Origin of the sequence: Actinoplanes subglobosus, assembly GCF_042650585.1 — a bacterium.
Classification (GTDB): Bacteria; Actinomycetota; Actinomycetes; order Mycobacteriales; family Micromonosporaceae; genus Actinoplanes; species Actinoplanes subglobosus.
Map to the genome: position 1 here is coordinate 45661 of NZ_JBHSBL010000018.1, position 22719 is coordinate 68379.

The window sequence follows — 22719 nt, forward strand, 5'->3', positions numbered from 1 at the left end:
CGGTCACGGGCGCGGCAGCGCGGCCTCGATCAGCGCGGACTGCTCGGCGTCGTGCATCTTGGCCGAGCCGACCGCCGGGGCGGCCGCGGCCGGGCGGGAGATCCGGCGCAGCCGGACACCCTCCAGGTGCTCCAGCAGGTTGAGCGCCACGAACGACCAGGCGCCCTGGTTGGCCGGCTCCTCCTGGACCCACGCGAAGTCCTCGGCGTTCGGGTACTTCGCGAGCTCCGCCTTCAGCTGCTCGACCGGCTGCGGGTAGATCTGCTCCATCCGGATGATCGCCGTGTCGGTGATACCCCGGTCGGCCCGCGCCTGGAACAGGTCGTAGTAGACCTTGCCCGAGCAGAGCAGGACCCGCTTCACCGCGTTGCCGTCGAGCGGCTGGCCGTTGACCCCGGCGTCGCCGAGCACCGGCTGGAAGGCGCCCTGGGTGAAGTCGTTCACCCCGGAGACCGCCAGCTTGTGACGCAGCAGCGACTTCGGCGAGAAGACCACCAGCGGCTTGCGCTTGGCCGACAGGGCCTGGCGGCGCAGCAGGTGGAAGTAGTTGGCCGGGGTGGTCGGGTTGGCCACCCGCATGTTGTCCTGCGCGCAGAGCTGGAGGAACCGCTCCGGGCGGCCGGACGAGTGGTCCGGGCCCTGGCCCTCCATGCCGTGCGGGAGCAGCAGCACCAGCGACGACTGCTGGCCCCACTTCACCTCGCCGGAGGAGAGGAACTCGTCCACGATCGACTGGGCGCCGTTGACGAAGTCACCGAACTGGGCCTCCCAGAGGACCAGCGCGTCCGGGTTCTCCACCGAGTAGCCGTACTCGAAGCCCATCGCGGCGTACTCACTGAGCAGCGAGTCGTGCACGAAGAACCGGGCGCTGCCGGTGGCCAGCGTGCCGATCGGCAGGAAGTCCTTGCCGGTGACCGAGTCGACGATGGCGGCGTGCCGGGAGGTGAAGGTGCCCCGCCGTGAGTCCTGCCCGGCGAGCCGGACGGTGACACCCTGCGCCAGCAGCGAGCCGAACGCGATCAGCTCACCGAAGCCCCAGTCGATGCCACCGTCGGTGGACATCTTGGCCCGCCGGTCGAGCAACTGCTGGACCCGCTTGTGCGGGGTGAAGCCCTCGGGCAGCTCGACGTGCGACTGGCCGACCGCCCGGACCACGCTCGGGTCGATCGCCGACTCGACCTCGGGCTCCGGCTCCTCGGCGATGATGTGCGGCCGGGGCGGGGTGCCCGCGGCGTCACGGGTGGCCTTGAAGACCTCCTCGAGACGGCCCTGGTAGTCGCGCAGCTGCTCCTCGGCCTCCTGCACGGTGATGTCGCCGCGGCCGATCAGCTCCTCGGTGTAGAGCTTCCGCACGCTGCGCTTGGTGTCGATGATCTGGTACATGCGCGGGTTGGTCATCGACGGGTCGTCGCCCTCGTTGTGACCGCGTCGGCGGTAGCAGATCATGTCGATCACGACGTCCTTGTTGAACGCCTGGCGGTACTCGAAGGCGAGCCGCGCGACCCGGACCACGGCCTCGGGGTCGTCGCCGTTCACGTGGAAGATCGGCGCCTGGATCATCCGGGCGACGTCGGTCGAGTACATCGAGGACCGGCTGTACTCCGGGGCGGTGGTGAAGCCGACCTGGTTGTTCACGATCACGTGGACCGTGCCGCCGGTGCGGTAACCGCGCAGCTGGGACAGGTTGAGCGTCTCGGCGACCACGCCCTGGCCGGCGAACGCGGCGTCGCCGTGCACCAGCACCGGCAGCACCGTGTAACCGTGCAGGCCCAGGTCGAGGCGGTCCTGCTTGGCCCGGACGATGCCCTCCAGGACCGGGTCCACGGCCTCCAGGTGCGACGGGTTCGCGACGACGCTGACGGTGGTGGAGAACTCGCCGTCGGGCGTCGTGTACTTCCCGGTCTGGCCCAGGTGGTACTTCACGTCGCCGGAGCCGTGCGCGGTCTTCGGGTCCATCTGACCCTCGAACTCGTTGAAGATCTTCTCGTACGGCTTGCCGACGATGTTGGTCAGCACGTTCAGCCGGCCGCGGTGGGCCATGCCGATCACCATCTCGTCCAGCCCCGCCTCGGCCGACGACTGGAGCACCGCGTCGAGCAGCGGGATCAGCGACTCGCCACCCTCCAGCGAGAACCGCTTCTGGCCGACGAACTTGGTCTGCAGGAAGGTCTCGAAGGCCTCGCCCGCGTTGAGCCGGTGCAGGATGTGCTTCTGCTCGTCGGCGTCCGGCTTCGTGTACTTGACCTCGATGCGCTCCTGGACCCAGCGGCGCTCCTCCGGGTCCTGGATGTGCATGTACTCGATGCCGACGCGGCGGCAGTAGGTGTCACGCAGGACACCGAGCACGTCACGCAGCTTCATCCGCTGCTTGCCCGCGAAACCACCGACCGGGAAGGTGCGGTCCAGGTCCCACAGGGTCAGCCCGTGCTGGAGCACGTCGAGGTCGGGGTGCTTGCGGATGGTGAACTCGAGCGGGTCGGTGTCGGCCATCAGGTGACCGCGCACCCGGTAGGCGTGGATCAGCTCGACCACCCGGGCGGCCTTGTCGATCTGGCCCTCGGAGGTCCGGGCCACGTCACGCACCCAGCGAACCGGCTCGTACGGAATCCGCAGCGACGTGAAGATCTCGTCGTAGAAGCCGTGCTGGCCGAGCAGCAGCTCGTGCATCACCTTGAGGAACTCACCGGACTGCGCGCCCTGGATGACCCGGTGGTCGTAGGTGCTGGTCAGTGTCGTGACCTTGCTCACGCCGTGGTCGGTGAGGGTCTCGTCGCTCATCCCCGCGTAGGGCGCCGGGTACTCCATCGCGCCGACGCCGATGATCGCGCTCTGCCCGTTCATCAGACGCGGGATGGAGTGGACCGTACCGATACCGCCGGGGTTGGTCAGCGAGATCGTGGTCCCGGAATAGTCCTCCATGGTCAGCTCGTTGCGGCGGGCGCGCCGGACGATGTCCTCGTACGCCTGCCAGAAGCCACGGAAGTCGAGGGTCTCGCAGTTCTTCACCGACGGGACCACCAGGGTGCGGGACCCGTCCTTCTTGACCAGGTCGATCGCGATGCCCAGGTTGACGTGCTCCGGCTGGACCAGGGTGGGCTTGCCGTCGATCTCGGCGTAGATGTTGTTCATCTCCGGGTGGGCGACGACCGCCCGGACCAGCGCCCAGCCGATCAGGTGGGTGAAGCTGACCTTGCCGCCCCGCCCGCGGGAGAGGTGGTTGTTGACGACGATGCGGTTGTCGACCATCAGCTTGGCCGGGACCGAGCGCACCGACGTGGCGGTCGGAACCTGGAGGGAGGCCTCCATGTTCTGCACGATCTTGCCGGCCACACCGCGCAGGACGACGGTCTTGGCACCGGCCGGGGCCTCGACCGCGGGCGCCGGCTTGGCGGCGGGTTTCGCGGCGGGAGCGGGCGCCGGCGCCGGCTTGGCGGCGGGCGGCGGGGTCACCGGCTTGGCCGGGGCGACCGTCGCGGCGGCCGGGGCGTCGGTGCCGGCCTTGGCCGCGGTCGCGGTCGCGTTGGCCGCGGTCGCCTCGTCCGGCGTCACGATCGAGCCCTGGGACGTCGCCGGCTTGTAGTCGGCGAAGAAATCGTGCCAGGCAGGGTCGACACTGGTCGGATCGGCCAGGTATCGCTGGTACATCTCATCGACGATCCACTCGTTGGGACCGAAGTCCGCGAGTGGATTGTCCTGCGAAGTCTGCTGCGTCGACACTGCCGCGTTCGCCTCTTTCACCGTTTTTGTCATCACGTGACTGCTCCGTCACGCGGGACGGGTAGGATTCGGTGTCCAGGCTACGCCGTGCGCAGGCGCTGTCGGTGCGGACGTCCGCTCTGTGGCCAATCAGACCCTGAGCCTGCCGCTTTCCTCGCCGCCCCGTCGCGACCCGGCGAGAGTACATCGCCGGGCCGCCACGGTCAGGCGATGTCCCGCCGCTTGGTGATCAGCGTCCCGAGGACCCCGGCCACCCCGGCGTAGGCGAGCAGCACCACGGCTCCCACCCAGCGGGGCAGGTCGTCCGGGCTCTGCGGGCCGGAGACCAGCAGGTCAGAGGCGAGCGTCGGGACGATCACGCGCAGTTTGAGGAACGACTCGTCGATCGTGTTGGCGAGCAGCACGAAGACGGCGGTGAAGATCTGCGTGCCGATCACATAGAGGACCGTCAGGGTGATCGTCGTGCCGATCTGGCTGCGGATCAGCACGCCGCAGCCGATGCCGACCAGCCCCCAGAGCAGGTGGACCAGCAGGTTGAGCGAGATCGCCTGCCAGACGAACGACTCGCCGAGGAAGGACTCGCTGTCCACCGAGCTGAGCGCGACCGGGGCGAAGATCAGGTTGAGCACGGTGGTGAACAGCCAGACCGTCACCGCGATCAGGATCGACACCACCATCTTGGCCAGCACGACCAGCTCGCGGCGCGGGGTGGTGAGGAACGTCGCGGTCGCGGTGAGGTGGAAGAACTCGTTGGTCACCAGGATCGCGCTGAGCAGCAGCACCAGCAGCACGCCGCCGAACTGCCCGCTGGTGTAGAGGTTGCTGACGATCTGCTCGACGCTGAAGATCCGGAACGAGCCGTCCTCGGCCGTGCCCAGGTCACCGATCGCGTTCGCGGTCAGCCAGTTGAAGGCCAGCGCCAGCCCGTACAACGGCACCAGGGTGATCGCGAAGATCCACCACAGCGAGGTGGTACGCAGTTTCAGCAGCTCGGCACTGATGAGGTTCATCGCGCCCCCGCCTTTCCGGCCGTCAGATCGAGGAAGGCCCGCTCCAGGTCGGCGCTCTCCCCGGTCAGCTCGTGCAGCTCCACACCGGCGGTGAAGGCGAGGTGCCCCACCTGGGCGGCGTCCGCGCCGATGACCCGCAACAGACCGTCCGGTGTGGTGTCGACCTGCAGCCGGGCGTCACGCAGAGCGGCGGCGAACTGCTCCGCCTGCGGCGTGCGGACCCGGACCCGGGCCACCCCGGCCGTCTCGCCGAGCACCTCGGCGACCGGGCCCTGACGAATCAGCCGGCCGGCCGCGATGATCACCACGTCGTCGGCGAGCTGCTGCATCTCGCCGAGCAGGTGACTGGAGACCAGCACCGTACGGCCCTCGGCGGCGAGCGCCCTGAGCAGGTCGCGCATCCACCGGATGCCCTCCGGGTCGAGACCGTTCGTCGGCTCGTCCAGGATCAGCACCCGCGGGTCGCCGAGCATCGCCGCGGCGATGCCGAGACGCTGCTTCATGCCGAGCGAGTAGCCCTTGAACTTGCGGGTGCCCACGGTGTTCAGCCCGACCATGGCGAGCACCTCGTCGGCGCGCTGATCGGGCAGGCCGGCGGCGCGGCAGATGATCCGCAGGTGATTGCGGGCGCTGCGGCCGCGGTGCGCGCTCGACGCCTCCAGGACCGCGCCGACCTGCCGGAGCGGGTCGGGCATGTCCACATACCGCACCCCGCCGATGGTCGCGGTGCCGGAGGTGGGAGTGACCAGACCCAGGATCATCCGCAGCGCGGTGGTCTTGCCCGCGCCGTTGGGACCGAGGAAGCCCGTGACCCGGCCGGCGTTGACCGTGAAGGAGAGGTCGTCGACCGCCCGCACCCTGGCGTAGTGCTTGGTGAGGCGTTCGACGCTGATCTCCGCGTAGTTGGGCCGGCTCATCGTCGCGGCTCCTTCCCCCGTCAGCTCGAAACGATCAACTTACTGGACGACGGAGAGCCAGGTGGCCCGCGCCCGCGCCAGGCGCCGGCCGTCCGATCCGTACACCGCGGAGTCCACCATGGCCTTGCGGCCGCTGACCTCCGACAGCGCGCCGACCACGACACAATCCTCACCCGGCGCGGGCAGCGCGGTGACGGCCGCCGCGATCCGGCCGAGCAGGTAGGGCCGGCCGGCCGGGCCGATCGCCGTCCAGCCGCCGGGGCAGTCCAGCGCGGCCCACATCGTCTCGGCCGTGACGTCGTCCGGCACGGTCCACGGCGCCGCCGTCCGGCCGTCCGGCAGCGGGCCCGGGAAGATCCGCAGGCCGTCGCCGGGCGCGCGGTCCGGCCCGCAGACGAAGCAGCCCGGGAACGGGTGGGTGACGAAGCCGGGATAGTCCTTCGAGGCCGCGACCGCCTCGGCGAGCGGAACCGGCGGCACCGCCCCGCCCGCGCCCTCCACCTCGGCGATCTCGGCGACCTCGGCGACCAGGGTGTCGCCGGCCAGCACCGATCCGTCGCGGAAGGCCAGAGCGGTGTCGAGCGGAGGCGGCACCCGGAGGGTCACCTGGACCGGCGGGCCGCCGATCCGGGCGCCCGCGGCGGTGGCGAAGACACCCGCGCACCAGCCCCCGTTTCCGGAGCCGGGCGGGCCGTTGAAGCGAGCCGGGATACGCATTCCCCGACCTTCGCACACGTCGTTCATCAACCGGTCACGCATCGCCACCTACAGCGACACGCCATCGGCAGACGTCAGCCTTACACAGATCACATGGGAGTTCTCATGACGGCCGCCGCACCCACCGGGACCAGCGGCTACTCGCTTCTCCTCGCCGACGAACCCGGTCTGGTCGAGGCCGCGCAGCGCCTGCGCCACGACGTCTTCGCCGGGGAGCTCGGAGCCCGGCTCACCTCCACCGCCGAGGGCATCGACGCGGACGAGTTCGACGCCTTCTGCGACCACCTGATCGTGCGCGACGACGCGACCGGTGACGTGGTCGGCACCTATCGGATGCTGCCGCCCCGCGCCGCCGAACTGGCCGGCCGTCGCTACGCGGACACCGAGTTCGACCTGAGCGCGCTGCGCCCGCTGCGCGACCACCTGGTCGAGATCGGCCGCTCCTGCGTGCACCCCGACCACCGCTCCGGCGCCGTGGTCAACCTGATGTGGGCCGGGATCGCCCGCTACCTGCACCTCAACAACCTGCGCTGGCTCGGCGGCTGCGCCTCGGTGCCGCTCGGTGACGGTGGCCGGCTCGCGGCCGGCGTGCGCGCGCGGATCAACGCCAAGCACCTGTCCCCGCCCGCGCTGCGGGTCCGGCCCCGCAGGCCGTGGACGCCTCCGGTGGGCGTGGAGGCCGACCCGAAGGCGGCGCCACCCGCGCTGCTCCGCGGCTACCTGCGACTCGGCAGCTGGGTGTGCGGCGAACCGGCGTACGACGCCGACTTCGACTGCGCCGACTTCTACGTGCTCTTCTCGATGGACCGGCTGGACCCGCGGTACCGCCGGCACTTCCTCGGCGCGTCCCGATGACCACGCCCGTCGCGACGGCCGGCACCCTGTGGCAGCCGGCCTCGGGGTGCGGTGACCGGTGCCGGGACGGGGCCACCGGCCGGCGGGGCCCGGTGAGCGTCGTGGTGCGTGTGGTGGCGCTGGCCGCCGTACTCCTCGGTGGTGTCCTGGCGGTGATGCTGACCAGTGCCGCGCTGCGGACGCTGTCCCGGGGGATCCTCGCGGTCCTCGGGGTGCGTCTGGTGTGGCGCGGCGCCGAGCCGCGCCCGGGCAGCCTGCTGGTCGCCAATCACGTCTCCTGGCTGGACGTGGTCGCGCTGACCGCGATCCGGCCGGTGCGGATGGTGGCCAAGCACGACGTCCAGGCCTGGCCCGGCATCGGCGGCACCGCGATGCGGGCCGGCACGATCTTCATCGACCGCACGCGGCCGAGAGCGCTGCCGGAGACGGTGGCCGAGGTCGCCGGCGCGCTGCGGGCCGGGCGTTCGGTCGTCGTCTTTCCGGAGGGTACGACCTACTGCGGTCCCGAGAGCGGGCGCTTCCGGTCCGCCCTCTTCCAGGCGGCGATCGATGCCGGCGCTCCGGTGGTGCCGGTGTCGATCGGCTACGACTCGACCGAGGCGGCGTTCGTCGGTGAGGACACGCTGGGCGAGTCGATCGTCAGGATCGCCCGGACCCGCGGCCTCACGGTGACCCTGGCGGCGGCACCGGCGCTGCGGCCCGACCCCGGGGCGGACCGGCGGGCGCTGGCCCGGGCGGCCCAGTCCAGTCTGGCCGGGCGGGGCTATCACCTGGCGGCATGACCGCGAGGTTCGCTCACAGAAAATTTCCAGCGAGTGTGCAGGCAAGGCGCAGCGGGCGGGACGACAATGGCGCCATGGCCACCCAGACCCAGCCCAAGCAGAGTGAAGCGAAGCTGCTCGTCGTCGAGGACGATGCGAACATTCTCGAGCTCCTCTCCGCAAGCCTGCGTTTCGCCGGGTTCGAGGTGACCACCGCGATGAGCGGCAGCGCGGCTGTCAGCGCCGCCCGCAATTCCACCCCTGACCTGGTTGTTCTCGATGTGATGCTGCCCGACCTCGACGGCTTCGAGGTGATCCGGCTGATGCGGGAGGGCGGGCAGCGCACCCCGGTGGTGTTCCTCACCGCCCGCGACGGCACCGACGACAAGATCCGCGGCCTGACCCTGGGCGGCGACGACTACGTGACGAAGCCGTTCAGCCTGGAGGAGCTCACCGCCCGGATCCGGGCGGTGCTGCGCCGCACCAACGCCGGTGACGAGCAACCCTCCCGGCTGGTCTTCGCCGACCTGGAGCTCGACGAGGAGACGCACGAGGTCTACCGGGCGGGCTCCCGCGTGCAGCTCTCGCCGACCGAGTTCAAGCTCCTGCGCTACCTGATGCTCAACGCCAACCGGGTGCTCTCCAAGGCGCAGATCCTCGACCACGTGTGGAAATACGACTTCCGCGGTGACGACAACATCGTCGAGTCGTACATCTCCTATCTCCGGCGCAAGGTCGACAACGTGCAGCCGAGGCTGATCCACACTCTGCGCGGCGTGGGCTACGTGCTCCGCAAGCCAGCCGTCTAGGCCCAGCGGTGACACTGACCGAGCGGGTCCGCGAGCGGATGCCCCGCAATCCCGGGCTGCGCAGGATGTCTCTGCAGACCAAACTGGTCGCGTCGGTGCTGGTGCTGGTCTTCGCGGCGCTGACGCTGATCAGCGCGGCGAGCACCTACTTCCTCAACTCCTACATGGTCAACCGGCTCGACGCCCAGCTGTGGGAGATGGCCGGCAACGCCCCGGGGCTGAAGGACATCCACTACCAGGCGGTGTTCGCCCCCTCGGAGTACATCATCGCCTTCACCGCGGTCAGCGGTGGCGGCAAGGTGTTCCGCGACCTGAGCCTGACCGACAAGGACCTGCCCGAGCTGCTCAAGGGGACCGACGAGATCTCCCGGAAAGAGCGCAAGCCCTACACCGAGCGCGGTCAGAACGGTGAGTACATGTGGCGGATGCTGGTGATCCGCCTGCCCGACGACACGATCATGCATGTCGGCCAGCGGATGCGGGGCGTCGACGACGTCATCGCCCGGCTGGTTCTGGTGGATGTCCTGGTCGGTGTCGGCGTGCTGATCACCCTCGCCCTGGTGGGCGCGGCGCTGGTGCGGCAGAGCCTGATCCCGTTGATCCAGGTGGAGCGGACGGCGGCGGCCATCGCGGCCGGTGACCTGACCCGCCGGGTGCCCGACCCCGAGGAGTCCGGTGGCCATCCGACCACCGAGCTGGGCCGGCTCTCCGGGGCGCTGAACGCGATGCTCGCCCAGATCGAGGCGGCGTTCCAGGCACGTGCCGACTCCGAGCAGGCCGCACGGTTCGCGGCCGACGCGGCGCAGCAGTCCGAGTCGCGGGCCCTGGCATCGGAGTCGCGCGCCCTGCAGTCCGAGTCGCGGGCCATCCAGTCGGAGGGCAAGATGCGGCAGTTCGTCGCGGACGCCTCGCACGAGTTGCGGACGCCGCTGACCACCATCCGCGGGTTCGCCGAGCTCTACCGGCAGGGTGCGGTCTCCGATCCGGAGCAGGTGGCCGCCCTGGTGCGGCGGATCGAGGACGAGGCGGCCCGGATGGGTCTGCTCGTCGAGGACCTGCTGCTGCTGGCCCGCCTCGACCGGGAGCGCCCGCTCACGCTGGCCCCGGTGGAGCTGCCGGTGCTGGCCATGGACGCGGTCGAGGCGGCACAGGCCACGGCGCCCGAGCGGGTGATCGAGCTGGAGGTCCGTGATTCGGCGGAGCGGCTGGTGGCGTACGGGGACGATGCCCGTCTGCGCCAGGTGATCGGCAACCTGATGACGAACGCCCTGGTGCACACCCCCGCGGACGCGTCGGTGACGCTGCGGCTCTATGCCGGCGAGGGGAACCGCGCGGTCATCGAGGTGTCGGACTCCGGCCCCGGCCTGAGCGACGAGCAGACCCGGCGGGTCTTCGAGCGCTTCTACCGGGTGGACGAGGCACGGACCCGTAACACCGAACGGGAGGCCACCGGCACCGGTCTGGGGCTGGCGATCGTGGCGGCCATCGTGCGGGCGCACGAAGGTTCCGTGCAGGTGATCTCGGAAGCGGGCCAGGGCGCCACGTTCCGGGTTACTTTGCCGACCATAAATCAGGATAAAAGGTTCACAGAAAACGTCCAGGAGTAACACAGTTCGGTACGAGTCCGACGGGGCAGAGTTAGTCGCATGAACGAGAACGAGACCAACCCGCGGCCCGCGGACGCCGCCGCTGACATCACCAGCGCGGAGCGGGTGGAGTCTGAGCAGCCGACGCTTGCGCAGCCGCCGGTTGCCCCGCAGTCGGGTGCTCCCCAGTCCGCGGCACCCACTCAGCAGAGCGCCTGGGCGCAGCAGTCGCCCTGGCAGTCGCAGCAGGCGGCCACCGGTGAGCCGGTCGCCACCCAGCCCGTGTCGGCGGTCCCGGGTGCGGCCCACCCGGTGTCGGCCCAGCCGGTCACCGCCCAGCCGGGCAGCGGCGTCCCCTACGGTCACCCGCACTACGCCTACCAGGCGCCGCAGGCCCCGCAGTCGGCCTACGGGCAGCCGGCCGGTGACTACCCGGACTATTCGCAGCAGCACGCGGCCTACCAGGCCTGGCACGCGGCCGCCGCGGCGCAGGCCTCCGGCGGCGGCACGGTTCCGCCCGGCTGGACGCCGCCGCACGGCGCGGGCTCCGGCCGGCCCCCGGGCCGTGGTCGCAAGATCTTCCTGGCCGGCGCGGCCGCTCTGGCGATCGCGCTCGCCTCCGGCGGGATCGGCGCGGCCACCGCGGTCGCCATGGCGGGCGACAACAACGGCACCGCGGCCGTGCAGACCGGCAACTCCTCGGTCACCCGGGTCGTGGACCGTTCGTCGCTGGCCCAGATCGCCGCCGCCGTGCAGGACAACGTCGTCTCGATCACCACCGGCTCGGGTGAGGGCTCCGGTGTGGTGCTGACCGCCGACGGCTACATCGTCACCAACAACCATGTCGTCTCGACGGCACAGGGCTCGACCGTGACGGTGATCTTCGCCGACGGCACCAAGACCTCCGCCACCATCGTCGGCACCGACGAGCGGACCGACCTCGCCGTGATCAAGGCGGAGAACGTGTCCGGGCTCAAGGCCGCCACCTTCGGTGACAGCTCCAAGATCGAGGTCGGTGACACGGTGCTCGCCCTGGGCAGCCCGCTCGGCCTCGAGGGTTCGGTCACCGCCGGCATCATCAGCGCCAAGGACCGGTCCATCCAGTCCTCCAGCGAGCAGGAGCAGCAGCAGACCCCGTGGGGCAGCCAGCAGCAGCAACAGCAGCAGTCGGCTCCGACCACGATGACCGGCCTGCTCCAGACCGATGCCCCGATCAACCCGGGCAACTCCGGCGGCGCGCTGGTCAACACCAACGGTGAGGTGATCGGCATCAACTCCGCGATCGCCACCTCCGGCTCCAGCACCGGCAACATCGGTCTGGGCTTCGCGATCCCGAGCAACAAGGCCAAGCAGGTCGCCGAGTCCCTGATGCAGGGCAAGAAGGTCAGCCACCCGGCGCTCGGCGTCAGCGTCACCAACGCGGAGAACGGTGGTGCCGCGGTCAGCGCGGTGGTCGACAACAGCGCGGCCGCCAAGGCCAAGCTCCAGCGCGGCGACGTCGTGACCAAGGTCGACGGCAAGCCGATCGACGACTCCGACGACCTGGTGGCGGCGGTTCAGGCGGGCACCGTCGGTCAGCAGATGACCCTCACCTTCACCCGTAACGGCGCGGAGCAGACGGTCACCGTCACGCTCCAGGAGTCCGAGTAAGCATTGCCCTTCCGCTACGGCGGGTGACGTGACCCGGGGGTGGGCACGTCACCCGCCGTAATCATGTGTGCCCTTGATTCCGGACCTTTGGGGGGAAGGGGACGGATTTCGCGCGCAGGACTCGCGTTCACGCAGGCGAGCGCCTAATCTCCATTCGCCATGGGCGTAGCCGAACCCCGTCGGTGCGGTCGCGCGGTGTTCGCCACGGCGGAGTGAAAGGCCCCCTGAGTTGACGTATGTCGAGACCCGGACGAACGTCTGGGAAGCCCTGGCCGGACGGGCCCCCGGGGTCCCGTCGGGACCGGCCGACACCGGGCTCTGGCACACCGTCGCCGACCGGCTGAACCCGGCCAGCGCCCGCCCGATCCTGCGCTCCGGCATCGAGGTCCGGCACCGGACCGCGGTGCGCGGCGGCCGGTACGTGATGCTTCGCTCGCCCGAGGACGGCGGCCGTAGTTCGTACCTACGGCTCACCCCGGAGGAGTACCAACTCGCCCTGATGATGGACGGGGAGGGCACGGTGGCCCGGCTGGTCGCCGAGTTCGCCCGCATCGCCGGCCGGCTCGCGCCCGACCAGGTGCGCCGGGTGGTGGCCGACCTGGCCGCCAACCGGATGCTCGAAGAACTCCCGATGGACGCCTTCCGCCCACTGCGCGAGATGCGCCGCGAGCCGCTGCCACGCCGGGTCGGCGAGTCGCTGGCCTCCGCCGCCCGTGGCCGCGTGGTGCTGTCCGTGCCGGTGGACGGGCTGGTCGCGGGGCTGTACCGGACGGTGGGGCGGTTCCTGTTCACCCGGGTCGCCGTCTGGCTCGGCGCGCTGCTGGCCGCGGCCGGCCTGCTCCTGTTCGCGGGCGCCTGGCAGCAGGGGAGCCGCTCGCTCTTCCTGGTGGGCGACTCCTACCTGCTCGGCGCGCTCACCCTGGTCCTGCTCAACCTGTTCGTGCTGGGTGTGCACGAGTTCGGCCACGCGCTCGCCGCGAAACGGGTCGGCCGTGAGGTGCCGGCCGCCGGCCTGATGCTGCACTTCGGCATCCCCTCGGTCTTCGTCGACACCAGCGACGTCTGGATGGCCGGCCGCCGGGCCCGGATCGCGGTCACCGCCGCGGGCCCGGCCACCGCGCTGGGCCTCGCCGGCCTGCTCCAGGTCACCGGTTTCGTCGTGCCGGCTCTCGCCGGGCTCGCCTTCAAGCTGGCCTTCCTGTTCTACCTGCACACGTTCTTCAATCTGAGCCCGCTGCTGCCGCTGGACGGCAAGTACCTGCTGATGGACTGGCTGGAGATCCCGGACGTACGGGCCCGGGGCCTGTCCTGGCTCTCCGGCCGCCTGCGCCGCCGCGGCCCCAGCTGGCGGCGGCTGGACCGGGAGGGCCGGCTCGTGGCCCTCTACGGCATCCTCGGCCTGCTCTGGCTGGTCAGTGCGATCGGCCTGGGTTACCGCCTCTGGACCGACCGGATCCACGGTGTCGCCGTCGGCCTCTGGTACGAGGGCATCGGTGCCCGGATCCTGCTGGCCGTGATCGTTCTCGGTGTGATCGCCCCGCCGCTCTGGTTCCTGCTCGGCCGGATCGCCCGGGCCTTCCGCCGGATGCGGCAGCGGGCCTCCGAGCGTGACCGGGAAGCCGACCTGCCCCGCCGGGTGGCCGCTCTGCGCGCCTCCGAACTGGGTGGCCTGCCCGAGCCGTCGCTGCAGGCCCTGGCCAACCGGGCCCGCTGGATGCGCCCGCCGACCGGCCGTCAGCTGGTGCTCGCCGGTGAGACCCCGAGCGCCGTGCACGTGGTGGTCGAGGGCGCTCTGCACGGCCGCCGCCCCGGCGACCCGGGCGGCACCATCCGGCACCACGTCGGCCCCGGTGGTGTCGTCGGCCTGGCCACGGCGCTCACCGGGCGTACCGCCAATCTCGACTGGCACGCCGCCGCCGTCACCCTGCTGGTCCTGCCCGCCTCGACGGTGGCGACCGTGGTCGGGCCGATGCCCGGCCCGCCTCCGCAGGAGCGGGCCGAGGGCGAGGCGCTGTTCGCCGACACCCCGGCGCTGGCCGCGCTGGAGGAGGACCAGCGGCTCGCGCTGATCGCCGCCGCGCACCCGGTCGACCTGGACCCGGGAGCGCCGGTCATCCTGCCCGGCCCCACCCACGCCGTGGTCGTCGAGTCGGGCGTGATCGCCATGCCGGACGGCGTGGAGCTGCGCCGCGGCACCCTGGTCGGCCCGGTCGGCGACGGCAGTCCCGGCATGGTGGCACAGGCACGGACCCCGGTCCGGCTCTGGATCATCCCGGACGCCTCCGACCTGCCGCCGCTGATCGGTGCCTACGGCCCCGGCGTCCCGATGCCGGCGCTGCGCCCGAGCACTCCGGCGGTGGCCCGGCCCGGTTCGGCCCACCCGCCTCTCGCCGTCCCGCCCGGCCCGCCGGACGCCGACGAGCAGTACGACGTGGACCGGCACTTCGAACGCCGGATGTGGGGTTTCGTCAGCCTGCTGCTGGTGTTCTCGCTCGGCAGCCTGCTGATCAACGTGCGCAGCGGCCCGGCGTGGGCCGAGATGCCCGCCGAGCGGGTGCTGCTGAGCGTCCAGCGCGGCGCGGTCACCGCCGACGTAGGCCAGGACCCGGTGTCGTTGCAGGTCGGCGAGGAGCGTTACCTGGCGGCCGGGGCGAAGGTCGAGGTGCCCGGCAAGGGGGTGGCCCTGCTGACCTTCCCCGGCGGTGCGGCCGTGGTGCTGTGCGGCAACTCGCGGGTCGCGATCAACGGGGTCGGTGTGGAGGCCGGCCGGACGTCCACCCCGTCCGGGAAGCTGACCCTGGAGAACGGGCGGCTGCTGGCCGACACGAGCAGCCCGAGCGGCGCGTTCGAGCCGCTCGCCCTGACCGTGCTGCGCAGCCAGGGTGACGTCGTCAGCGGCAGCCGCGCGTGGTACTCGGTCGACCCGGGCGCCGTCGCGGTCTCGTCCGGTTCGGTCACCGTCGGCGGCAGCGCGAGCCAGGCCGACGGCAAGGAGCTGAACTGCGGCGACGGGGTGACTGTCAAGCCCCCGACCGAGGCGGTCCCGAGTGAGGAGCCCTCCGAGGAGGTCGTCCCCACGGAGGAGTCCCTCCCTTCGGCCTCTGTGGATCCGTCGGTCTCTCCGACTACGGTGGAGTCATCCGCCCCGGCCACCGAGACCACCAGCGCCCCGGCCAGCGCCTCCCCGACCACGACGACGCCGAGCGCACGCCCGAGCGCCAGCCGGTCGGCGTCGCCGTCGGTGAAACCGAGTGCCAGCAGGACGTCCTCATCACCGAGTCCCAGCGCGTCGGCGTCGGCGTCGCCGAGTCCCGACCCGACGTCCCCTTCGCCCACCACACCCGAGGAACCGACGGAGCCGTCCACCAGCTGACGTTCATGGGCGGCCCCGCCGACGAGAAGTGAGGAGTGGCCGCCCATGCTCTGCTGGTTCTGTACCGAGATGGCCCGCGCGACGTGCCGGTTCTGTGGGCGTGCCGTGTGCGCCGAACACGCGCGGTTCGGGCCGTACCTGCTGGAGGTGACCCGGTCGGCGCGGCGTGACCGGGCCGAGGCGCTGGTGGTGGAGGACGCGGTGCAGTGCGGCGCCTGCCATCCCCGGCCACAGCCGGTCGCCATGCCCGAGCTGGACTAGCTGTTGACGTAGGGGCCGATGGCGTTCGTCATGGCCTGCCGGAGCAGCGTCTTCGGCCGGGCGCCGATGATCGTCGAGGTCACCACGCCGCCGGTGAAGAACAGCAGGGTGGGCATGGAGTGCACCCGGTAGGTGATCGTGGTGTCCGGGTTGGCGTCCACGTCGATCTTGGCGACGAGCATCCGTCCCTGAAACTCCTCGGCCAGTTCGCCCAGGACCCGGGCCAGCGGTCCGCACGGCGGGCACCACGTCGCCCAGAAGTCGACGAGCACCGGTCCCGGCGCGGCCAGCACCGTCTCGGCGAACGTTGCGTCGGTGACCGTCATCAGGGCGTCATCTGGCATTTGATCTCCTCCAACTGGGTCTGCAGGCGTAGCCGTACCGCGGTCAGCTGATCGAGGTAGCCGTCCACCTCCGCCAACCGGCGGCGCAGCACGACGGCCGAGTCCGGGCACACGTGACCGGCGCTGTTCCCGGCCCGCAGGCAGGCGACGAACGGTTTGATGTCGTCCACGCCGAAACCGTCGGCGAGCAGGGACCTGATCTCGTGCACGACGCGCAGCTCGCCGTCGTCGTACTGCCGGTAGCCGTTGGCGTCCCGGCTCGGGTGGATCAGTCCGTGCTCCTCGTAGTAGCGCAGCGTGCGCGGGCTGGTGCCGGCCCGCTCGGCCAGCTCTCCGATCAGCATGAACCCGACGGTAGGCCCTGACGCCGGTGTCAAGGCAAGGCCGTGACCAGCGGCACGGTCGCAAGATCGTGCAAGGATGGACGCATGGTCGACGGTCCGGTGGCTTTCGTGCTCGGCGGCGGCGGTGTCCTCGGCGCGGTCGAGGTGGGCATGCTGCGGGCCCTGTTCCGGGCCGGGTTCCGCCCCGATCTGGTGGTCGGCACGTCGATCGGTGCGGTCAACGGGGCCCTGGTCGCCTCCGACCCGTCCGAGCCGGTCACCGAGCGGCTGGTCCGGCTCTGGACGTCACCGGAGGCGGCCGCCGTCTACGGCGACTCGATCGGCCGGCAGATGCGCCGGTTCGCGGCCCGCACCCACCTGCACTCGCCCCGCCCGCTGCGCCGCCTGCTGGAGAGCGAGCTGGGGGAGTCGGCCACGTTCGCCGACCTCAAGGTGCCGTTCCACTGTTGCGCCGCAAGCATCGAGCGGGCCGCCGAGCACTGGTTCGACAGTGGACCGCTCATCGACGCGGTGCTCGCGTCCTCGGCCGTGCCAGGTCTGCTGCCGCCGATGGAGATCGGTGGCGAGCACTATGTGGACGGTGGCATCGTGAATTCGATCCCGATCGGCGAGGCGGTGCGGATCGGGGCGAAACTGATCTTCGTGTTGCAGGTCGGGCGGGTGGAGCGGCCGCTCAGCGTGCCCCGACGGCCATGGGAGGTGGCGCAGGTGGCCTTCGAGATCGCCCGCCGGCACCGATTCGCGCGCGAGCTCGCGAGTCTGCCGGACGATGTGCGGGTCCATGTCCTTCCGAGCGGCGGTGGCGAGGGCCGGGACGATTCGCCGTGGGCGTACCGGGACATGGCCGCGGTCGGCCGCCGGATCAGCCGCGCCTACACCGCCTCCCGGCGCTACCTGGCGGCGAACGTGAACCCGCTGCCGGGGCCCTGATGGGACTGCCTCCGGTCTGGGTGCGGCGGCTGGTGATCGCCCCGGCCGTGGTGCTGCTGGCGTCGGCCCTGCTCACCACGCTGCCGGTCTGGCTGTTCCTGGCGCTCGCGGTCTCCCCGCTGGTGCCGGGCCGGCTCCGTGTGCCCCGGCTGGTCTTCCTGGTGATCGTCTACCTGGTGTGGGACGCGGTCGCGCTGGTCCTGCTGGGGGTCCTGTGGATCGCGTCGGGTTGCGGTGTGTGGATCCGGAGCCCGCGGTTCCAGCGTGCCCACTACGTGATGACCGGCCGTTTCCTGAGCGTGCTCTTCTGGTTCGCGCGCTGGTCGCTGCACCTGGAGATCGACGTGGTCGGCACCGATCCGGACACCGCCCAGCCGGGCCGCCCGGAGATCGTGGTGAGCCGGCACGCCGGGCCGGGTGACTCGTTCACCCTGATCCACGCACTGGTCAACTGGTTCGCCCGGGAGCCGCGGATCGTGCTGAAAGCCGCGCTCCAATGGGATCCGGCGGTCGATGTGCTGCTGAACCGCCTGCCCAACCGGTTCATCTCGCCGGGCCGCACCCGGACGGCGGCGCTGGAGGATCAGATCGGCGATCTGGCCACCGGTCTCGACGACAACGACGCCTTCGTGATCTTCCCGGAGGGCGGTAACTTCACTCCCCGCCGCAAGATCAGTGCGATCGCCCGGCTGCGGGCCCGTGGCCTGCACGACATGGCGGTCAAGGCGGAGAGTCTGCGCAATCTGCTGCCACCGAAACCCGGTGGCCTGCTCGCCGCGATCGACGCCGCCCCGGACGCCGGCGTGATCTTCGTGGCCCACACCGGCCTGGACCGGATGGTGACGGTCGCCGACGTGTGGCGGGAGCTGCCGATGGACAAGCGCCTGGTGATGCGTTTCTGGAGTGTGCCACCGGAGGAGGTGCCCACCGGCGAGCAGGAACGGACCGAGTGGCTTTACGACTGGTGGGCCCGCATCGATGCGTGGATCGACGAGAACCGGCCTGCGCCTCGTCCTCTCTGGACGCCACGCGCGCGATAGGGCCCACCAGGACGCCGTTACGCTCCGGCGGTGCTGCCCTGCGAGGTGAAGCCCTTGAGCATCTCCTCCGGCATCGGGGTCACATCGGCGGCGGCGGGAGCCGCGACGTCGACCTTGGTGCCGAAGTCGTAGTAGGTGGTCGTCATCTTGCCGGCGCCCGCGCCCATCCCGCTCATGTCGATGACCATCTCGACGAGACGGCCCTCGCTGTCACGCTTGGCGGTGAACGGGACGGAGGTCGCCTTGCTGCCCAGCGCCTTGAGCGAATCCGGGTCGGCGGTCGGCGACTTGGTCATGTCGAGCGTGCCGCTGAAGTTGTCGCCGTCACGCTTCACCTCGACCGCGGCGGCGGCGAAGGCCTCGGCGTTAGCCATGTTCTCCGGGTTGAGCGAGTTGCCGGCCGGAAGCTTCGACACGTCGAGCGACATCCACTTGTCGCCGGTCGCGTCCATCTTCATGTACATCGTCTCGCCGACCAGGCGAACCGCGATGTCCAGCGACTCGGTGCCCATGGCCATGCTCATGGTCATGTCGAGCTTCTTGGCGGCGAGGTCGGCGGAGCCGTTGGCCTCGATGCCGCCCGGCATCGACATCTTCATCTTCATCGTCTCGTTGGCGAGCTTCTTCGACGCGGCGACGAACTCCTCGACCGGGGTGGCGGCGGCCGCGGTCGTGGCGGCGGGCGCTGCCCCGGTGGAACCGGAATCCTTGGACTCGGAGTTGCACCCGCCGAGTCCGACGATGGCGGCGATCGTCACCGAGGCGACGGCCAAGCGTTGGAAACTCATGTGTATCTCCCTGTCAATGTTTTGAACGGGGCCCACCATAGCGGGCGGGTGCGACAAATCCCGGCCCGATTTCCTGGGCGATCATGAGAGGGGCATGATGGATCGGAGGAGTCCGCACGCGTACGTACAGGGGAGGGACTCGTGAGATTCGAGGTCAGCAAGGTCCTCGATGCCATCGAGGCCCGGCTCACCACTGACCCGGCGCTCGCCCGGGCTGTGGTGGATCTGGCAGAAGTCGTCCGTTATGCGGACCTCGACGGTGGCCGTCCGGCCAGTCTCGTCCGCCTCGGGCTGTTGGTCGACGCGCTCGGCCGCTACGTCTCCGAGGAGAACGTCCCGGTTTACGTGGTTACGCCGCGTGGCCTGCTCTCCGACACCGACCTCACGTCCAACGAGCGCATGGTGGTCCGCCGCTGGGCCGACGACGGCAAGGTCGAGGTCGTGCCCCAGGTCGAGGACCGGGTGCTGGAGGTGGCCGAGATGCTCGGCCTCCCGGTGCTCACCCGTGACCGGGAGGACCGTTTCCGGGCCAGCCGGCCCTGGGTGGCCGAGCCTGGCCGGCTGCTGGCCCTGGTGTCGGCGCAGGGCGGGCCCACCCTGGTGGCCCGGGTGGGCCGAGGTGAGGCGACACCGCCGGTGCCGCGTTCGCCGCTGGGGGAGCGCCTGCTCGCCCGGGTCTGGCGATGCCCGTCGCTGAGCTGCAACAGCTACGGCGACGGCGGCGACTCGGACAGTCCGTTCGCCGACATGCGGACCTACACGAGCCCGGTCTCGCAGCCGCCGCCGACCCTGCGTGCCGGCGCGCCGACCTGCCCGCGGCACGGTGACCGGCTCAAGGACGTCGGGCCCCGCCCGGCGACCGAGGTCTTCTCGGTCCGTATCGACGGGGTGATCCGGCAGCGGTTCGTGGTCTCGGAGGACCGTGGCATGGTCGTCGGCCGGGCGCCGGAGGGCGGCGCCGGCGTCATGCTCGGCCAGTGGCTGACCGACGACGCCCGGAAATGGATCAGTCGCGGTCACGTCCAGTTCACGCTGCGCGGTGGCCAGGTGACCGTCACCGACATCAGCATGAACGGGTCGGGGATCCGCCCGGGTGGCTCGATGGACGACGATGCCCGGGTCACCCTGCGGCGTGACGAGAGCCGGGTGCTGGCCGACGACGACATCGTCGAGCTCTACCACGCGGTGCTCATCGGCCGGTCGAAACTGTGGGCCAGCGGCGGTAACGTCCAGCCGGAGTCGGTGATGGGCGAGGCGCCCACCATGGCGTTCCGGCCGGTCGGCCGCTGATGACGCCGGAGGGTCGCCGCCGCTGATGACGCCGGAGGGGCGCCGCCGACGGTAGCGCCCCTCCGATCAATTGCGGTCAGCCCTTCAGGACCTCAGCGAGCTGTGCCAGCGCGTGGTCCAGGTCCTCCTCGGTGACGACCAGCGGCGGGGCCAGCCGGATCGTCGACCCGTGGGTGTCCTTGGCCAGCACACCCCGCTGGGCGAGCCGCTCACAGGCCTGCCGGCCGGTCATCAGCGCCGGGTCGATGTCCACCCCGGCCCAGAGGCCGCGCCCGCGGACCGCGATCACGCCGCGGCCGATCAGCGCATCGAGGCCGGCGTGCAGGCGGGCGCCGAGCCGGGCCGAGCGTTCCTGGAACTCGCCGGTCTCCAGCAGCCGGACCACCTCGGTCCCGACCGCGCAGGCCAGCGGGTTGCCGCCGAAGGTGGAGCCGTGCTCGCCGGGCTTCAGCACGCCGAGCACCGCCCGATCGGCCGCGACCGCGGAGACCGGCACGATGCCGCCGCCGAGGGCCTTGCCCAGCACGTACATGTCGGGGACGACGTCCTCGTGCTCGATGGCGAACGTCTTACCGGTGCGGCCCAGGCCGGACTGGATCTCGTCGGCGATCATCAGCACGTTGTTGCCGGTGCACAGCTCACGGACGCCGGCCAGGAAACCGGCCGGCGGCACCAGCACACCGGCCTCGCCCTGGATCGGTTCCATCAGCACGGCGACGGTGTTCGGGGTGATCGCGTCCCGTAGCGCGGCCAGGTCGCCGTACGGCACCACCACGAACCCGGGCGTGTAGGGACCGAAGTCGGCCCGCGCGTCCGGATCGGTGGAGAAGCTGACGATCGTGGTGGTGCGCCCGTGGAAGTTGTCGGCCGCCACGATGATCTCGGCCTGCCCGTCCGGTACGCCCTTGACCTGGTAACCCCATTTGCGGGCCACCTTGATCGCGGTCTCGACGGCCTCGGCGCCGGTGTTCATCGGCAGCACCATGTCCTTGCCGCACAGCTCGGCCAGCCCGCGGCAGAACGTGCCGAACTGGTCGTGCACGAACGCCCGGCTGGTCAGGGTTACCCGGTCGAGCTGGGCGTGCGCGGCGGCGATCAGGCCGGGGTGCCGGTGACCGAAGTTGAGCGCCGAATACCCGGCCAGGAAGTCGAGGTAGCGCACCCCGTCGACGTCGGTCACCCAGGCGCCCTCGGCCTCGGCGACGACCACCGGCAGCGGGTGGTAGTTGTGGGCGGTCCAGCGCTCGGCGTCCGCGAGCGCCCCGGGGGTACGGAATTCCACAGTTGTCATGGACGGACCTCCAGCGTGCAGCACTTGGGCCCGCCGCCGGCTTTACGCAGCTCGGACATGTCGACCCCGATGGTCTTGTAGCCGGCCGCGCGCAGCTCGGCGGCCAGGTGGGTGGCCTGCTCGGCCAGCACGACGGTCTCGCCGTCGCTGACCGCGTTCAGGCCGAGGACGGCGGCGTCCTCCGGCGTTGCGATGATCGCATCCGGGAAGAGCTGCCGGAGCACGGATTGCGAACCCGGCGAGAAGGCCTGCGGCAGGTACGCGATACGCCGCTCGTCCAGCACGCAGAGCGCGGTGTCCAGGTGGTAGTAGGCCGGGTCGACGAGCTGCAGGGTGATCACCGGCCGCTGGAGGAACTCCTGCGTCTCGGCGTGCGACGCGTGCGCGGTCCGGAACCCGGTGCCGGCCAGGAGCACGTCACCGGCGAGCAGGATGTCGCCCTCGCCCTCGTTGGTGTGCTTGGGCTCGTGCACCTCGAAGCCGCGCTCCCGGAACCAGGAGGCGTACGCCGGGGCCTCGTCGGCGCGCTCGGCGTCACGGAACTGCACACCCAGCACCCGCCCGCCGACGACGGTGCCGCCGTTCGCGGCGAAGACCATGTCGGGCAGCCCGGGCAGTGGGTCGATCAGGTCGACGGTGTGGCCGAGTCCGAGGAACGCCTGCCGCAGGTTCTCCCATTGGCTGATCGCCAGGGCGTTGTCGTACGGCGCCGTGGGGTCCATCCACGGATTGATCCGATACGTGACGGCGAAGTGGGTGGGCCGGCACATCAGGTAGCGGCGCTTCAGGCTCATGGAGAGAAACGGTATGCGCCGGTGACCGACGATTCCCATGGTGCAACGCTGCGTGTAGTGGCGGATCGTTGCGTGATCAGCAGGGCCCGCGGCGATTCATTGCAAAGGCCCCGGCGGGACGGCGAACCGCCGCCCTTGCCGGGGCCTCGACGATCTCCGGCGAACCGCCGGAGGCATTTCGGGGCGGGCCGGCCTGCGCCGTCCCGGTTCCGAGGGGTAATCCCGCCGCCACATCATCGGCG

19 protein-coding genes are annotated in these 22719 nt (G+C 71.0%); 10 read left to right on the plus strand and 9 right to left on the minus strand.

Going from position 1 to position 22719, the window contains the following annotated elements; genetic code table 11:
* Nucleotides 1–3: 3 nt before the first annotated feature.
* The 4 genes from ACFO0C_RS22125 to ACFO0C_RS22140 all read right to left on the minus strand — a co-directional run bounded on the left by ACFO0C_RS22125 (nucleotide 4) and on the right by ACFO0C_RS22140 (nucleotide 6361).
* Complete coding sequence (locus tag ACFO0C_RS22125; RefSeq protein WP_378069118.1) at nucleotides 4–3717, minus strand: multifunctional oxoglutarate decarboxylase/oxoglutarate dehydrogenase thiamine pyrophosphate-binding subunit/dihydrolipoyllysine-residue succinyltransferase subunit; 3714 nt, start codon at nucleotides 3715–3717, stop codon at nucleotides 4–6.
* A gap of 203 nt (nucleotides 3718–3920) precedes the next feature.
* Nucleotides 3921–4727 carry an ABC transporter permease gene (locus tag ACFO0C_RS22130; RefSeq protein ID WP_378068574.1) on the minus strand — a complete coding sequence of 269 codons (807 nt, stop codon included), beginning with the start codon at nucleotides 4725–4727 and terminating at the stop codon, nucleotides 3921–3923.
* On the minus strand, nucleotides 4724–5644 hold the full coding sequence (locus tag ACFO0C_RS22135) for an ABC transporter ATP-binding protein (protein ID WP_378068575.1): 921 nt from the start codon (nucleotides 5642–5644) through the stop codon (nucleotides 4724–4726). Before ACFO0C_RS22135 ends, ACFO0C_RS22130 begins: the two co-directional genes overlap by 4 nt.
* A 39-nt stretch (nucleotides 5645–5683) precedes the next feature.
* Nucleotides 5684–6361 carry a hypothetical protein gene (locus ACFO0C_RS22140; protein WP_378068576.1) on the minus strand — a complete coding sequence of 226 codons (678 nt, stop codon included), beginning with the start codon at nucleotides 6359–6361 and terminating at the stop codon, nucleotides 5684–5686.
* 93 nt (nucleotides 6362–6454) lie between these two features.
* Here ACFO0C_RS22140 and ACFO0C_RS22145 point away from each other — a divergent pair, with 93 nt between their 5' ends.
* The 7 genes from ACFO0C_RS22145 (at nucleotide 6455) to ACFO0C_RS22175 (ending at nucleotide 15656) form a co-directional block, all read left to right on the plus strand.
* Nucleotides 6455–7216: a GNAT family N-acetyltransferase gene (locus ACFO0C_RS22145; protein WP_378068577.1), complete on the plus strand. Its 762-nt coding sequence runs from the start codon at nucleotides 6455–6457 to the stop codon at nucleotides 7214–7216.
* Nucleotides 7213–7998 carry a lysophospholipid acyltransferase family protein gene (locus ACFO0C_RS22150; RefSeq protein WP_378068578.1) on the plus strand — a complete coding sequence of 262 codons (786 nt, stop codon included), beginning with the start codon at nucleotides 7213–7215 and terminating at the stop codon, nucleotides 7996–7998. The genes ACFO0C_RS22145 and ACFO0C_RS22150 overlap by 4 nt, the downstream gene beginning before the upstream one ends.
* Nucleotides 7999–8072: 74 nt before the next feature.
* Nucleotides 8073–8786: a response regulator transcription factor gene (locus ACFO0C_RS22155; RefSeq protein ID WP_093619114.1), complete on the plus strand. Its 714-nt coding sequence runs from the start codon at nucleotides 8073–8075 to the stop codon at nucleotides 8784–8786.
* Nucleotides 8787–8851: 65 nt separating this feature from the next.
* Nucleotides 8852–10393: a sensor histidine kinase gene (locus ACFO0C_RS22160; RefSeq protein WP_378068579.1), complete on the plus strand. Its 1542-nt coding sequence runs from the start codon at nucleotides 8852–8854 to the stop codon at nucleotides 10391–10393.
* Nucleotides 10394–10432: 39 nt separating this feature from the next.
* The gene (locus tag ACFO0C_RS22165; RefSeq protein ID WP_378068580.1) at nucleotides 10433–12022 is read left to right on the plus strand and encodes a S1C family serine protease; all 1590 of its coding nucleotides are present in this window, start codon (nucleotides 10433–10435) and stop codon (nucleotides 12020–12022) included.
* Between the two features lie 229 nt (nucleotides 12023–12251).
* On the plus strand, nucleotides 12252–15395 hold the full coding sequence (locus ACFO0C_RS22170) for a cyclic nucleotide-binding protein (protein ID WP_378068581.1): 3144 nt from the start codon (nucleotides 12252–12254) through the stop codon (nucleotides 15393–15395).
* 45 nt (nucleotides 15396–15440) lie between these two features.
* The gene (locus ACFO0C_RS22175; RefSeq protein ID WP_378068582.1) at nucleotides 15441–15656 is read left to right on the plus strand and encodes a hypothetical protein; all 216 of its coding nucleotides are present in this window, start codon (nucleotides 15441–15443) and stop codon (nucleotides 15654–15656) included.
* Here ACFO0C_RS22175 and ACFO0C_RS22180 read toward each other — a convergent pair.
* Together ACFO0C_RS22180 and ACFO0C_RS22185 are read right to left on the minus strand one after the other, a co-directional pair.
* On the minus strand, nucleotides 15653–16000 hold the full coding sequence (locus ACFO0C_RS22180; RefSeq protein ID WP_378068583.1) for a thioredoxin family protein: 348 nt from the start codon (nucleotides 15998–16000) through the stop codon (nucleotides 15653–15655). The genes ACFO0C_RS22175 and ACFO0C_RS22180 overlap by 4 nt on opposite strands.
* Nucleotides 15982–16344: a MerR family transcriptional regulator gene (locus tag ACFO0C_RS22185; RefSeq protein ID WP_378068584.1), complete on the minus strand. Its 363-nt coding sequence runs from the start codon at nucleotides 16342–16344 to the stop codon at nucleotides 15982–15984. Before ACFO0C_RS22185 ends, ACFO0C_RS22180 begins: the two co-directional genes overlap by 19 nt.
* Nucleotides 16345–16428: 84 nt before the next feature.
* Between ACFO0C_RS22185 and ACFO0C_RS22190 the strand changes: the two genes are divergently transcribed.
* Nucleotides 16429–17274, plus strand: coding sequence for a patatin-like phospholipase family protein (locus ACFO0C_RS22190; protein ID WP_378068585.1), 846 nt, complete (start codon nucleotides 16429–16431; stop codon nucleotides 17272–17274).
* A complete protein-coding gene (locus ACFO0C_RS22195; protein ID WP_378068586.1) occupies nucleotides 17274–18314 on the plus strand; it encodes a 1-acyl-sn-glycerol-3-phosphate acyltransferase in 1041 nt (346 codons plus the stop codon). Before ACFO0C_RS22190 ends, ACFO0C_RS22195 begins: the two co-directional genes overlap by 1 nt.
* 17 nt (nucleotides 18315–18331) lie before the next feature.
* On the opposite strand, the gene ACFO0C_RS22200 is transcribed toward ACFO0C_RS22195, so the two are convergent.
* Complete coding sequence (locus tag ACFO0C_RS22200) at nucleotides 18332–19102, minus strand: hypothetical protein (protein WP_378068587.1); 771 nt, start codon at nucleotides 19100–19102, stop codon at nucleotides 18332–18334.
* Between the two features lie 141 nt (nucleotides 19103–19243).
* Between ACFO0C_RS22200 and ACFO0C_RS22205 the strand changes: the two genes are divergently transcribed.
* Nucleotides 19244–20392 (plus strand): FHA domain-containing protein, encoded by a 1149-nt coding sequence (locus ACFO0C_RS22205; protein ID WP_378068588.1) that lies wholly within the window; start codon nucleotides 19244–19246, stop codon nucleotides 20390–20392.
* A gap of 76 nt (nucleotides 20393–20468) precedes the next feature.
* Here the strand turns inward: ACFO0C_RS22205 and rocD are convergent, their stop codons facing one another.
* Both rocD and ddaH read right to left on the minus strand, forming a co-directional pair.
* A complete protein-coding gene (gene rocD, locus ACFO0C_RS22210; RefSeq protein ID WP_378068589.1) occupies nucleotides 20469–21683 on the minus strand; it encodes an ornithine--oxo-acid transaminase in 1215 nt (404 codons plus the stop codon).
* Nucleotides 21680–22477 carry a dimethylargininase gene (ddaH, locus tag ACFO0C_RS22215; protein ID WP_378068590.1) on the minus strand — a complete coding sequence of 266 codons (798 nt, stop codon included), beginning with the start codon at nucleotides 22475–22477 and terminating at the stop codon, nucleotides 21680–21682. The genes rocD and ddaH overlap by 4 nt, the downstream gene beginning before the upstream one ends.
* Nucleotides 22478–22719: the final 242 nt, after the last annotated feature.

Coding starts and splice junctions, on each gene's coding strand:
- ACFO0C_RS22130 (WP_378068574.1), bottom strand. CDS start 4,727: ATGAACCTCATCAGTGCCGAGCTGCTGAAACTGCGTACCACCTCGCTG.
- ACFO0C_RS22135 (WP_378068575.1), bottom strand. CDS start 5,644: ATGAGCCGGCCCAACTACGCGGAGATCAGCGTCGAACGCCTCACCAAG.
- ACFO0C_RS22140 (WP_378068576.1), bottom strand. CDS start 6,361: ATGCGTATCCCGGCTCGCTTCAACGGCCCGCCCGGCTCCGGAAACGGG.
- ACFO0C_RS22145 (WP_378068577.1), top strand. CDS start 6,455: ATGGGAGTTCTCATGACGGCCGCCGCACCCACCGGGACCAGCGGCTAC.
- ACFO0C_RS22150 (WP_378068578.1), top strand. CDS start 7,213: ATGACCACGCCCGTCGCGACGGCCGGCACCCTGTGGCAGCCGGCCTCG.
- ACFO0C_RS22155 (WP_093619114.1), top strand. CDS start 8,073: ATGGCCACCCAGACCCAGCCCAAGCAGAGTGAAGCGAAGCTGCTCGTC.
- ACFO0C_RS22160 (WP_378068579.1), top strand. CDS start 8,852: ATGTCTCTGCAGACCAAACTGGTCGCGTCGGTGCTGGTGCTGGTCTTC.
- ACFO0C_RS22165 (WP_378068580.1), top strand. CDS start 10,433: ATGAACGAGAACGAGACCAACCCGCGGCCCGCGGACGCCGCCGCTGAC.
- ACFO0C_RS22175 (WP_378068582.1), top strand. CDS start 15,441: ATGCTCTGCTGGTTCTGTACCGAGATGGCCCGCGCGACGTGCCGGTTC.
- ACFO0C_RS22180 (WP_378068583.1), bottom strand. CDS start 16,000: ATGCCAGATGACGCCCTGATGACGGTCACCGACGCAACGTTCGCCGAG.
- ACFO0C_RS22185 (WP_378068584.1), bottom strand. CDS start 16,344: ATGCTGATCGGAGAGCTGGCCGAGCGGGCCGGCACCAGCCCGCGCACG.
- ACFO0C_RS22190 (WP_378068585.1), top strand. CDS start 16,429: ATGGTCGACGGTCCGGTGGCTTTCGTGCTCGGCGGCGGCGGTGTCCTC.
- ACFO0C_RS22195 (WP_378068586.1), top strand. CDS start 17,274: ATGGGACTGCCTCCGGTCTGGGTGCGGCGGCTGGTGATCGCCCCGGCC.
- ACFO0C_RS22200 (WP_378068587.1), bottom strand. CDS start 19,102: ATGAGTTTCCAACGCTTGGCCGTCGCCTCGGTGACGATCGCCGCCATC.
- rocD (WP_378068589.1), bottom strand. CDS start 21,683: ATGACAACTGTGGAATTCCGTACCCCCGGGGCGCTCGCGGACGCCGAG.
- ddaH (WP_378068590.1), bottom strand. CDS start 22,477: ATGAGCCTGAAGCGCCGCTACCTGATGTGCCGGCCCACCCACTTCGCC.